General features: G+C 33.3%; 12 protein-coding genes. 10 read left to right on the top strand and 2 right to left on the bottom strand.

Annotated elements, in window-relative coordinates; translation table 11 throughout:
* The first annotated feature begins 27 nt into the window (after positions 1–27).
* The 5 genes from Ctaglu_RS16435 to Ctaglu_RS16415 all read left to right on the top strand — a co-directional run bounded on the left by Ctaglu_RS16435 (position 28) and on the right by Ctaglu_RS16415 (position 6,020).
* Positions 28–1,086, top strand: a complete 1,059-nt coding sequence (locus Ctaglu_RS16435) for an HRDC domain-containing protein (protein WP_185732760.1) — start codon at positions 28–30, stop codon at positions 1,084–1,086.
* 12 nt (positions 1,087–1,098) lie between these two features.
* Positions 1,099–3,540: a 3'-5' exonuclease gene (locus Ctaglu_RS16430; RefSeq protein ID WP_125003641.1), complete on the top strand. Its 2,442-nt coding sequence runs from the start codon at positions 1,099–1,101 to the stop codon at positions 3,538–3,540.
* Between the two features lie 111 nt (positions 3,541–3,651).
* Positions 3,652–4,419 carry a potassium channel family protein gene (locus Ctaglu_RS16425; RefSeq protein WP_233439829.1) on the top strand — a complete coding sequence of 256 codons (768 nt, stop codon included), beginning with the start codon at positions 3,652–3,654 and terminating at the stop codon, positions 4,417–4,419.
* A 95-nt stretch (positions 4,420–4,514) separates the two neighbouring features.
* Complete coding sequence (locus Ctaglu_RS16420; RefSeq protein ID WP_125003639.1) at positions 4,515–4,850, top strand: hypothetical protein; 336 nt, start codon at positions 4,515–4,517, stop codon at positions 4,848–4,850.
* 660 nt (positions 4,851–5,510) lie between these two features.
* Positions 5,511–6,020 carry a Uma2 family endonuclease gene (locus Ctaglu_RS16415; RefSeq protein ID WP_185732758.1) on the top strand — a complete coding sequence of 170 codons (510 nt, stop codon included), beginning with the start codon at positions 5,511–5,513 and terminating at the stop codon, positions 6,018–6,020.
* A gap of 147 nt (positions 6,021–6,167) precedes the next feature.
* Here Ctaglu_RS16415 and Ctaglu_RS16410 read toward each other — a convergent pair whose 3' ends face one another.
* Positions 6,168–6,680 (bottom strand): ImmA/IrrE family metallo-endopeptidase, encoded by a 513-nt coding sequence (locus tag Ctaglu_RS16410; protein ID WP_125003635.1) that lies wholly within the window; start codon positions 6,678–6,680, stop codon positions 6,168–6,170.
* Between the two features lie 34 nt (positions 6,681–6,714).
* On the bottom strand, positions 6,715–7,122 hold the full coding sequence (locus Ctaglu_RS16405; RefSeq protein ID WP_164947135.1) for a helix-turn-helix domain-containing protein: 408 nt from the start codon (positions 7,120–7,122) through the stop codon (positions 6,715–6,717).
* Positions 7,123–7,299: 177 nt separating this feature from the next.
* Between Ctaglu_RS16405 and Ctaglu_RS16400 the strand changes: the two genes are divergently transcribed.
* From Ctaglu_RS16400 to Ctaglu_RS16380, 5 genes are all read left to right on the top strand, one after another.
* Entirely contained in the window at positions 7,300–7,515 is a 216-nt protein-coding gene (locus Ctaglu_RS16400; protein WP_125003631.1) for a helix-turn-helix transcriptional regulator, read from the top strand.
* Between the two features lie 12 nt (positions 7,516–7,527).
* Positions 7,528–7,896: an rRNA biogenesis protein rrp5 gene (locus tag Ctaglu_RS16395; protein WP_125003629.1), complete on the top strand. Its 369-nt coding sequence runs from the start codon at positions 7,528–7,530 to the stop codon at positions 7,894–7,896.
* Between the two features lie 14 nt (positions 7,897–7,910).
* Positions 7,911–8,432 (top strand): DUF2815 family protein, encoded by a 522-nt coding sequence (locus tag Ctaglu_RS16390; protein ID WP_125003627.1) that lies wholly within the window; start codon positions 7,911–7,913, stop codon positions 8,430–8,432.
* Between the two features lie 12 nt (positions 8,433–8,444).
* Positions 8,445–10,397, top strand: coding sequence for a DNA polymerase (locus Ctaglu_RS16385; protein WP_125003625.1), 1,953 nt, complete (start codon positions 8,445–8,447; stop codon positions 10,395–10,397).
* Positions 10,398–10,485: 88 nt separating this feature from the next.
* Positions 10,486–12,867, top strand: coding sequence for a virulence-associated E family protein (locus tag Ctaglu_RS16380; RefSeq protein ID WP_233439828.1), 2,382 nt, complete (start codon positions 10,486–10,488; stop codon positions 12,865–12,867).
* The last annotated feature ends 95 nt before the right edge of the window (positions 12,868–12,962 follow it).

Raw genomic sequence — 12,962 nt, 5'->3', positions numbered from 1 at the left:
AGCATTAAATGAAAAATGGGGGACATTATGGGCATTTTTGACGCAATAAAGAAAAGCATATTTAGTGTTAGTTTTGAAAGTAAAATTATGAAAACAATAGATACGCCAATTTTTATAAAGGATTTTAACAAGGAAAGTGAAAATATAATTAATCTTAATAAGATTTTAAATATTAACACTGATCATGAGATGAAAAGGAAAATTGATAATGAAATTAACCTTCAAAAGTATGTTCATGATAGTCTAGGTAAGGTGTATTTCGAGCTTAAGAATTCACCCGTACCTTTTTATGGGTTATATAACATTAAATTAGAACAGGGAGATAATAAGTCAGATATAGATTTTCTAATGGTTACTAATCAATTTTGTTGCATAATAAATTGTAAGAGCCATCAAGGAAATATTGAAATAGATAGTCAAGGAAGTTTTTCTAGATGGGTTAAAAAAGGTGAAAAGAATATAAAAGAAGGTATGTATAGCCCTGTGGAGGAAAATAGAAAATCTGAACTAATTTTGAAAACGATTATAAATAATCAGGGACTAGAAAAATTACCTATTCTGTCTTTAACGGTATTCACAAATCCTAAAGCTACTTTGAATTTTAAAGATTGTGCTGAGGAAATGAAGGACAAGGTAATAAAGGTTGATTTAATAAACGCTAAGGTTAAGAGTATAGTGCAGCAAACTACTGTAGCAGTTTATGAAGAAATAAAAGTAAGGGAATTTGCAGGGATTTTAAAAGGGTTAGATACAAGTGTTAGCAATGATTATAGCACTAAGTTTAAAATTAGCCACAGCAGCGAAAACATTTTAAAAGTGGAACCGAAGCTAGTTGTACCTACTTTAGAAAATATAAAAAGTGATGAAGAAACACTAGTAAAAGCTTTAAAAGCCTATAGAACCTCTATTGCAACTTCAAATAGAATTCCACCATATTATATTTTTAATAATGAGGAAATGGGAAAAATAATTGAGATTATGCCTAAAAACAAACAAGAGTTTATCTCAATTAAGGGGTTTGGCCAAGTTAAGTATGAAAAGTATGGTGAGGATATTATAAACATAATTAAAAGCGTTACTGCTTAGGGGGGAAGAATTATGCAACTTAATGTAGAGCAAAGAAAACTAGTTCAAAGTAAACCTGCTGGACATTCCTTAATTAGAGGAGTTGCAGGCTCAGGTAAAACAACTGTTGCAGTGAATAGGATACCATTTTTACTAGAAAATTATTGTCTTGATAAGGATGATAAAGTTTTGATGGTAACCTATAATAAAAGTTTAATAAGTTATATTAAGTATGTTTATGATAAGGTTCAAAAGGACAGAGAATATGAAATTATCTCTCTTTTTGAAATAGATAATAATAAGCTAGAAATTAAAAATATAGATGCACTGATGTATAGATATTTTATGGAATACTGCAAGTCTAATAACTTGCAACTTGTAGTTGAAAGTAACCGAGCAGCTATTTCAAATAGAATAGTTAAGGCTATTTTTGATGCCAAGAAATATTATGCTGATGTTAAAATACTAGAGCAGGGAAATGTGAATTTTATATTAGAGGAAATTGGATGGATTAAAGCTTGTAGATATTTAAATGTTGAAGAATATCAGAATGCTGATAGAATTGGTAGAATGTCAAATCAAATTGTTGAGGGACCCCAAAAACTTCAGAAAAATTCAAGAACCCGAAGTGCCATTTTTAAAGTAATGGAATTGTATGATTTTAGTATGAGAGCAAGTAAAAAAGTGGACTTTAATGATGTTTCACTTATGGCACTAGAACAGGTTAGGAAAAGACCCATTAAAAAATATACTCATATAATTTGCGATGAAAGCCAGGATTTTACTAGGGTTCAGTTAGAATTTATATATGCACTAGCAAATAATAAGAATTATTCTTCTACTATGTTTGTATCAGATAATGCACAAGGTATCTATCCTCAGTCTTGGATGGTTAAGGGAAGAAGCTTTTCTAGTGTGGGCTTTGATGTTAAGGGAAGAAGCAATTCACTTGCTAAAAATTATAGAACAACTACTCAAATTGCTGAGGCTGCCTATAGCCTACTGGAAAAAGATCCGCTTATCACAGAAGATGAAAACTATGTTAAGCCTTCTTTACTCGATAAGCAAGGCGTATATCCTGTATTCAAAATGTTTGAAAACAAATCAATGGAAGCGAGTTATGTAAGTAAGCTTATTAATAAACTTTCAAAAGAGTACAAGTATGGAGATATAGCAGTAATTGCTAGAACTAATGGTCAGATTAAGGAATTTAGCACTTACCTTGAAACAGCAAAAATACCTTTTAAACTTATGACAAATCAAGATGGTTACGAATTTGGGGATGAAAAAGTTAAGATTCTAACCATGCATTCAATTAAGGGACTTGAGTTTAAAGTGGTGATCATGATTGGACTTAATTCTAGATCAATTCCCTTAAAAATTAATGCCATGGATGATGAGGGATCTTCTGAAACCAGAGAAAGAAAGCTTATGTATGTGGGCATGACTAGGGCTACTGAAAGGCTTTATTTGACTGCAGATGGAACACCATCAAAATTTATAAGTGATATAAATTCTAAGTTCTTAAAACACCATGAAAACACATTAATAAGCCACTTTTATTCCTGTGCTCAGGAGAATTTCTCCTTTGTGGAAAAACTTGCTGATGTGTATTCATCTGAAGAAAAAGTGAGACAATGGATTATAAATGAACTGAAGGAAACCTATAAATACCCTGAGAAACTTTTAGATGTAGAGTACCAAGTAAACAGTTTTTCGAAAATTGGGTATGTGGATGTGGTGGTTTCAACCTATAAAAATAATACTAAGAGGCCCTATATTTTCATTGAAGTTAAAAGACAAGGTTCCGGACTTTTAACTTGTTTAGAGCAGCTAAAAAGTTACATAAGCACATCACCTACTTGTAAGTATGGAATAGCTACAGATGGAGTAGATTTGTTATTCATAAACCGTGAGCTTGAAGTGATTGAAGATATACCTTCCTTTAAGTCTTCAATGTTGCCTTCTAGCTTAGAAAATTATTGTTATGTGGACTTAAAAAATAGTGATAATTATAAATTTATGAGAGACTACAACAATATAAGTGAATTGATTTTTGAAAATGATCAGGTATCAGAGCTTAAGGATATGAAAAAATTGAAGGTGTATAGTGGAATAGCGGCTGGAGATCCTATTTTATTAAATTCTACTACTGACGAAGAATTTTACATTCCGGAGTTATGGACCCAAAGAAATAGCATTAATTATATGGTAAAAGTCAAAGGTGATAGTATGATAAATGCAAATATTAATGATGGTGACTTAGTAGTTATCCGCCAGCAAAATACTGCAAATAACTATGAAATTGTAGCTGTAGATTTAGATGGTAATACTACATTAAAGAGATTTGTTACAATGGGGGATACCGTACTTCTTATGCCCGAGAATTCAAATTATGAGCCAATTAATGTTACAGAGACTCAGATGAGCATTTTAGGAGTGGCTGTTGGGGTGGTAAAGAATATTAATATGTAAATTGATTAGTTAGAATTTAGGGATGAGCATCGGTGGATTGATATTTACAACATTGCCAACAAAGGAAAGAAGAATAATTTTCCATGGAATATAAAGATGGGGATGAGTAAAATGATTAAAATTAACTTAATGAAAAATCGAAATTTTGTAGCAATTTATGAAATATTGATGGCTCTATTGGCTTTAGTTGTTGTTGCAATTCTAATAATTGAATTATCATGTAATTTACCACAAAATATTACTATTACATTTTCAATTATTGATAATATAGTAGTAGGTATTTTCACTATAGACTATTTTACAAGACTATTTTTAGCTAAAGATAAAGTCAAGTTTTTTAAAGGTAATATTATTGATTTAATTTCTATTATCCCATTCAATTCAGTATTTCAGTCAATTAGAATATTAAGGTTATCAAAATTGCTAAAGTTTACTAAGGTATTTAGGTCAGGTGCATTGATTTTAAAGTTTAGAAAATATATGGATAAATTTTTAAAAACTAATAACTTTAATTATATTATTTGGATAACTTTATCTACATTAATTATAGGAGCTATTGGAATACATTTTGCAGAAGGTATAACATTTGAAAATGCGCTATGGTGGAGTTTTGTTACAATAACAACTGTAGGATACGGAGACATTTCTCCACAAACCCCAATTGGAAGAATTATTGCAGGAATAATAATGCTCACAGGTATTGGATTTTTGGGTATGTTAACTGCAACTATAGCTACATTTTTTCTGAAAAGAAATGGTAGTACAAGTTATAGAAATCAAGCAATTGAAGATATTAAAGCAAGATTGGATAATTTTGATGAATTAAATATTGAAGATATAAATAATATTCATAATGTACTTATAGCACTAAAAAAATAGAAAATATATCAATTTATAGTTTCCACTCGTGGGTGGTAAAGAATATTATTATGTAGATTCATTAGTATAAATTTAGGAGAAGAAGAGGTTGAATAATGAGTAGTCTTAATACTAGAGATTATCTTTATTTAATTTGGAAAGATTACAAGACTAGACAAAAATATATTATTGGAGAGTTATCTAAAAATGGTAAATATGAGTTTAAGTATAGGATTAACGATGTAGATAATGCAATTAAAAATGGGTTCGAACCATTAATAGCATTTGCAAATATAAATGAAGTTTATGAAAGTTATGATATGTTCCCAGCTTTTTCAAGTAGACTACCGGATAAGAGAAGAAAAGATGTAAAAGAAATACTAGCAAAATATGAATTAGAAAAATATGATGCATTTGAACTTTTAAAGAAAAGCGGGGGAAACTACCTATAGACAGTTTGGAATTTATAGATACAATACATTTAGATGAAAAAATGTTGAAAGTGGACTAAGGATAACTGCGACTTGTGTTAAAGCAAGTCTTTTTTCTTTTGGTTTTAAAAAGTTACATAATACATTTGTTTTCAACATTTTTGAAAGCATCAAATTTATCCTATTTTCCTATTTTTGTATTAGGGTTTATAATATCTTTACTTGTAAGTAATAAATAGAACTAAATATAATTTTATACAGAAGACCAACTTAATACATTAAAATCAATGCTTTACAGATATATTAAGATATTTGGGGTGAGGTTGTTTAGCTATCCATGGCTAAAACACCTAATATGCCTTATTTTGCATCTGACGAAGGAAACATTCAACCAGCAGCCTAAATTATTGACTATTATAGAGAGTTTATTCAATGCAGTGTTTACATTAAGAAATAGAAAAAAATTCTCTGCTTATGGAAGAATCTTTTTTAATGGATGTGTTATAATAATAGTCAATTAAAGTAAGTTAAGGGTAAGCTTTTTATCATTGATAAATGAGGAGTGTAATAGGTCCGTAGCGACCAACTAAAAAAAGGAAATGCGTAGCTATGAAATAATAGATATGGAGGTGTGTTGCTATTGTAAGAATTGAAGAAAAAACCTACACTTATGAGGAATTTTTGAAAATATCTGATGAGGATAGATGTGAATTTGTAGATGGTAAAGTATATATGATGGGTTCACCTTCAATTGAGCACCAGAATATAGTAGGAAATATGTTTTTTGCTTTGAAAAATTATTTTAAAGATAAAGAATGTAGACCGTTTGTAGCTCCACTGGATGTAACTTTTGTTGATAAGAATAATAATAAAAATGTAGTTCAACCTGATGTTCTGGTAGTATGTGATAAGCATAAAATAATAGATAATAATTATAAAGGAATACCAACGTTAGTAATTGAAGTTGTTTCGCCTTCAAATAGTAGTCATGATTATGTAACTAAGTTAGATTTGTATTTAAGAGCCGGAGCTTACGAATATTGGATATTAAATCCTGTTAATAAAAATGCAATTTGTTATAGGTTTGAAAATAAAATGCCCTCAAAAGTTGAAGGCTACCACTATAATGAAGCAATTAAATCTGATATCTTTGAGGGGCTAAATATATCATTAAAAGAAATATTTGAATAGTATGTGAGAAGTTGAGTTAATAATTATTAATTTTTACTAATATTGCCTCCCATTGCTTCTAATAAATTAGAGGCAAGGGGGGCTTTTTCAATTTAGGTCTTATATTTAATTCAACTTATCGCATTAATTTCTTATGTTTAATTTTCTTTATATCTTCCCCAAAAAATTAGCCCCTGGTACATAAGGTACATTTAAATTATGACCCTTTTTATTTAGTAGCTGTGCTTTTATAATTGCAAGATCTGTATGCACACCTAGAGTACAAGCTATTTGAGAATAAGTAAAGTCCTGCGCTACTAGCTCTAAAAATTTGTCATCGGGCATAAGAAACTCTGCAGCAAAGTAGTTTGCTTGTATTTCAATTGTAGATGGTTTTAAGGATACACAGGTTTCATCCTGATACATATTAATGCCAAGCCCTCTATGAAAACGGTCATGACCAATCTCATGAGCACAAATAATGCCAGCGCTTATTTCATCTATATTATTATTTATAACAATATATTTATTCCTTAGTACATAAGTATAAAACCCTTTTAAATGGTGGAGCTTTTCATATTTCAAATCAATTCCAAGATATTCGGCTATTTTAAAAGGGTTATTGGTTTCATAAGTTTTTATTAGATTATTAGCACATTTAGAAATCGTTGAACAATTCATTCGCACACTCCCCACAGGTGTTTAGTAGAAAAAGTTATTTGTCTTTTTTCTTCCTACCGTATTTCTCCTTATTTTTCTTTTTTGCATCGAAATAAAGTTCTGAAATTATTCTGAAAACCTCATCTTTATCATCCTCTATGAGTTCTCCGCCAGCGAACAGCGTTTCTACACTCTTTAGTACTCCCTGTGCTTGCATGTGACCTATAGCACCATATTTTTCACCAGAATCTTGCAAAAACGAACCATCGCTGCCAAGAAGATAGTCAATAGAAACCTTGAATACTTCCGCAAATTTTGCAATGACTTCCTGTTTTCTAGGGAATCTTTCATTGGCTTCATAGTATCCTAAAACTCTATCGGAAACTCCAATTAACTTACCAAGTTCAGCTTGGGTCAAACCTGCACTGTCTCTAAGTTGTTTAATTCTATCACCAAATAACATAAGATTCGCCTCCATTTTCTAATTTTATCATACCAAATTGTTCCATTTGTGTCAATATGTCGAAAAGAATATTCGAAAAAAACTTTTTGTTCGATTTACATTGAACAATTTATTCGATATAATTAACATATGTAGTAAATATATACAATAAATCTATAAAGAGGGAGTGGAAAAATTATGAAAAACATGGTGTTTGTTAGGCAGCGAGAACTTAAAGGTATGTCTCAAGTAAAGCTTGCAAGTCAGCTAGGTATTTGTAAGGACTATGTGAATATGATTGAAAATAACAGAAGAATGCCAGGCTTTAGCCTTGCTAAAAGAATTGCAGATTTATTTGGAATTACAGTGGATCATTTATTTTTTTGTTCTAATAGTGAACAAAATTTACAATAAAGGAGTGGAATTATGCATATTAACATTGATATTAATATAAAAGCTTCAGAGGAGATAACAAACTCTCTGTTAACTCTTGCTGCAGTTCTTCATAATGCAGTTCCTATTTTTAATGTAAATCCAAAAGCAATAGAGCTTAATCAGCAGCGACCTATGAAAAATCAAGAAGTACTAGCACCAAATGATAAGGTAGAAACATCACAACCAGAAGTTAAAGAAATAACTCTACAGGAAGTTAGAGGAACCCTTGCAAGGCTTTCAAAAAATGGTAAGCAAGAACAAGTTAAAGCACTTATAAAAAGATTTGGTGCTACAAAGCTCACAGAGATTCCAAAAGAAAAGTATGGTGAACTTTTGAGTGAAGCAAATTCTATTAATTAGAGGAGGATGTATTCATGAAAATAATTACTGAGAAAGTGAGATTTAGTTATGCAAATGTGTGGGAACCAAAGAGTATTAATGGTAGTGAGCCTAAATATTCCGTTTGTATTATAATTCCAAAAACCGATGTGGAAACTCTAAAAAAAGTAAATGCAGCGATTGCTCTTGCTAAAAAGGAGGGCCTATCAAAGTTTGGGGCGGGCATACCTTATAATTTTAAAACCCCGCTTCGTGATGGGGATGTAGATAGATTTGATGACTCAGTGTATGCAGGCAGCTATTTTATTAACGCAAATAGCAATATAAAGCCTGGAATAGTTAATAAAAGTCTGCGACCTATAGTAGAGCAAAGTGAATTCTATAGTGGGTGTTATGGAAGAGCCAGCATTGTGTTTTATGCTTATAATGCAGAGGGAAATAGCGGCATAGCCTGTGGACTACAAAACCTTCAAAAGCTAGAAGAAGGAGAAATGCTTAGTAGCCATAGTAGCGCAGAAGAAGATTTTGCTACGGGGGACGAGGACTTTTTAAATTAAGGAGTTGATTATTTGCTTGCTATTGATATAGAGACCTATTCCAGTATTGATATTACAAAATGTGGAGTTTATGCATATACCCAGGCGAAGGATTTTGAAATATTATTATTTGCCTATGCTTATGATGAGGAGGAAGTAAAGCTTATAGACCTAGCTTCTGGAGAAAAATTACCACAAAATATTATAGAAGATTTAACAAGTCCCCGAGTTATAAAAACTGCTTTTAATGCCTCATTTGAGAGAACCTGTCTTGCTAAATACTTAAATAAACCTATGCCCCCTGCTCAGTGGAGATGTAGTGCTGCTTATTCCTTAAGTTTGGGACTTCCGTTAACTTTAGAGGGAGTTTCCAAGTGCTTAAATTTGCAGCAGCAGAAAATGAGAGAGGGAAAAGCTCTTATTAGATATTTTTCTATGCCTTGTAAATCAAGCATTGATTATGGAAGAAGAAATTATAATTTAACAGAGGCCGATGAAGCTAAATGGCAGATATTTAAAACATATTGCAAACAGGATGTGGAAGTTGAAAGGGCTATAAGGGGTCGACTTGAACAGTTTCCATTGACAGATAAAGAGAGGGAGCTTTGGGAACTTGACCAAAAAATAAATGATGGTGGAGTTAGGGTAGATAAAGTATTAGTCCATAATGCTATAAATTGTGATGAAGCTTATGAAAAGAAGATCACAGTGGAGGCTGCAAATTTAACGAAGCTTCAAAATCCAAACAGCCCAGCTCAATTAAAAACTTGGCTTCAAGGTAAAGGGCTAAAGGTTGAAAGCTTATCTAAAGAAAAGGTGAAGGAATTACTAGAAGAAGTAGAAGATGCTACTGTCAAAAGAGTACTTGAGCTTAGGCAAGAATTGTCTAAAACCTCTGTTAAGAAATATGAAGCTATGGAAAGAGCAATATGCGTGGACGGGCGGCTGCGAGGACTTATGCAGTTTTACGGCGCAAACAGAACGGGGCGCTGGGCAGGAAGACTAGTTCAAATTCATAATCTTCCTAGAAATAGTATGGATAACTTAAGCTTTGCCCGGGGACTTATTTTATCAGGAGATTATGAAATGCTAGAAATGCTTTTTGATAGTGTACCAGAGGTGTTATCACAACTTATAAGGACAGCTTTTATTCCTTCAGTTAATTGTAGATTTATTGTATCAGACTTTAGTGCTATTGAAGCTAGGGTTATAGCTTATCTTGCAGGTGAAAAATGGGTTATTGATACCTTTAAAAGTCATGGAAAGATATATGAAATGACTGCAAGTAAGATGTTTGGGGTGCCAATTGCTAATATAGTAAAAGGCAATCCTCAGTATGAATTAAGGCAGAAGGGTAAAATAGCAACCCTGGCTTGTGGTTTCGGGGGCAGTGTTGGTGCATTAACTGCTATGGGCGCAATAAAGATGGGACTTAAGGAAGAAGAACTTCGAGCTATTGTTACAGCCTGGAGAAAAACTAATCCAAAGATTGTAGCGCTTTGGAGAGAAATTGAAAATGCAGCAATAGTGGCCGTGGCTGAAAATAAGATAGTTAAAATGCGGTGCGGACTTGAGTTTTCTTGTACAAAACGGGTGCTATTTATTAAACTTCCATCAGGTAGAAGTCTTGCTTATGTTAGTCCTAGAATTGAAACAGATGTTAGGTTTAACAAACCAAAGCTTACTTATGAGGGGATAGAGCAAGCGACAAAACAGTGGGGCAGAATTAGCACCTTTGGTGGAAAACTTACTGAAAACATAGTACAAGCAATTGCTAGAGATTGCTTAGCAGAGGCAATGATTAGGATTGACAAGGCAGGCTATAAAATAGTATTTCATGTTCATGATGAAGTTATCTTAGATGTACCAAAGGGTTTTGGGTCTTTGGAGCAGGTAAATGAAATTATTGGACAAGCTATAGCGTGGGCTCCTGGACTTCTACTACAAGCAGCTGGTTTTGAAACTGATTATTATAAGAAGGATTAGCTTAACAGAATGTGATGATTAACTTCATGGTACGTGATAATTAAATGCACCCAATAATTTTATGTGAGAATGTCGGAGGGGAATATCTTTGAAAAACGATGGCCTTATTACTATTGCTATAGGAAGAAACCGTAAAGAGTTAAAGTGGAAAAATCAAATCATGAAGTGGTCTGAGTTTTTAAGTAGAGTGTGTAAAACTACAAGAACGCCTGAGAGCTGCCAGGAGTATAAAAAATTACCAAAGCTTGAGCAAGATAACCTTAAGGATGTGGGTGGTTTTGTTGGTGGAGCTTTAAGAGAAGGAAAAAGAAAAAGTGATTCGGTACTGAGTAGATGCCTTATTACTTTAGATGCTGACTATGGACAAAAGGGTCTATGGGATACTATAGAAATGTTATTTGATTTTGGTTGCGCAATGTATACAACCCATAAGCATAGTCCAGATTTCCCAAGGCTAAGGCTTGTTATTCCCCTAAGTAGAGCAGTAAGTTCTGAAGAATATGGAGCGGTATCTAGAAAAATTGCAGAGGACATAGGAATAGATTATTTTGATGATACAACCTATGAACCTTCAAGACTTATGTATTGGCCCTCAACGTCCCTGGATGGAGAATTTGTTTTTAAGTATCAGGATTCCCAGTGGTTAAATCCAGATGAAATCTTAAGTAGGTATGAAAATTGGCAGGATACAAGTTTTTGGCCGGAGTCTTCAAGAAATATAAAAAGGAGAGAAAAGTTAGCAGATAAGCAAGGGAATCCAAGTGAAAAGGGTGGAGTTGTAGGTGCCTTTTGTAGAACTTATAACATCCTGGGTGTAATAGAAAAGTTTTTAAGTGAGGTATATGTGACCTGTGTTATGGAAAATAGATACACCTATACTAAGGGAACAACTTCAGGAGGACTTGTTATTTATGAAAAGGGTGACTTTGCATACTCACACCACGGAACAGATCCCGCTTCTGGTAAACTTTGTAATGCTTTTGATTTAGTAAGACTTCATAAGTTTGGTGCTCTGGATGATGAAACGCGGGAAGGGACACCGATGAATAAAATGCCTTCCTTTAAGGCCATGCAAGAGCTTGCCATGAAAGATAGCTGCGTGAAAAGTCAAATAGCCCTTGAACATATTAATGAGGCTAGTGAAGATTTCAGCAGTGTGGATAATTGGACAGAGCAGTTAGAGATTAATGCTAAAGGGGGCTTTAAGGAAACTTTGACAAATCTAGTATTGATAATCAAGCATGATCCTGCCTTAGTGGGAATTGCTTATAATGAACATAGTGAAAGAATAGAAACACTAAGTGAGGTGCCTTGGAAAAGATTAAAGGCTGGTTGGTCCTTAGGAGATGATGCAGGCCTCTCTTGTTATCTTGAAAAAAAATATAAGATTTGGTCTCCAAGTAAATGTCAGGAGGCACTATTAAAGGTTGCTATAGAGAGATCCTTTCACCCAGTAAAAGAATTTTTAAAGTCACTACCCACCTGGGATAACGTACCGCGTGCTTCTACCTTACTAATTAAATATTTAGGGGCAGCTGATAGTGAATATGTTAGAGCGGTTACAAGGAAAACCTTATGCGGGGCAATAGCTAGAGTTATGAAACCTGGAATTAAATTTGATACCACCCTTATTTTAAATGGTCCTCAGGGAATAGGTAAAAGTACTATATTTTCAAAGCTTGGTGGGAAATTTTTTAGTGATGCACTAAGTATAGCGGATATGCATGATAAGACAGCGGCAGAAAAATTGCAAGGGAGCTGGATTTTAGAAATTGGGGAACTGGCAGGTATTAAAAAAGTTGATGAGGATACATTAAAATCCTTTTTAACAAGGCAGGATGATAAATTTAGAGCAAGTTATGGACGAGTAGTGGAGGAACATCCAAGGCAGTGCATTATTGTAGGGACTACTAATCAAGAAGCAGGTTTTTTAAGAGACACCACAGGAGGTAGAAGATTTTGGCCTGTAAAGGTTAAAGGTAGCTCCGAATTTAAACCGTGGGATATAAAAGATATAGATCAAATATGGGCGGAAGTCTTAATGATGTATAACAATGGAGAATCTTTAATACTGGCAAGCTCTCTTACTGAAGCTGCAGAAACAGCACAAATTGAAGCTTTTGAAAGTGATGAAAGGGAAGGCATAGTTAGAGAGTATTTAGATAAACTTCTTCCAAGTAATTGGGAGGAGATGAGCTTGTATGAGCGGAGAGGGTTTTTAAGAGGTGAGGGAGAACTGGCAGTAAAAACTGTAGGAACATTAATACGTGATCGTGTTTGTGTAATGGAGGTTTGGTGTGAACTCTTTGGGAAGGATGCAAGTATGTTAAGAAAAATAGATTCTTATGAGATAGGGGGGATAATGAGGAAAATGGAAGGGTGGGAGAAGATTAATGATAGAGTTCAATTACCTATTTACGGAAGACAAAGAGTTTTTTTGAGGGAATCTGCGGGACAGTGTGGACAGTAGATTATAGGTTGTCCCAGAGCTTGTCCCACCACTTAAAGCCTTATGGAATAAAGGTTTAGAGCTACTTCGGGACAAGTGGGACAAGAATTGTCTAT

This window comes from Clostridium tagluense, assembly GCF_003865095.1.
Classification (GTDB): Bacteria; Bacillota; Clostridia; order Clostridiales; family Clostridiaceae; genus Clostridium_AD; species Clostridium_AD tagluense.
This window is presented reverse-complemented; position numbering and strand designations above follow the sequence as displayed.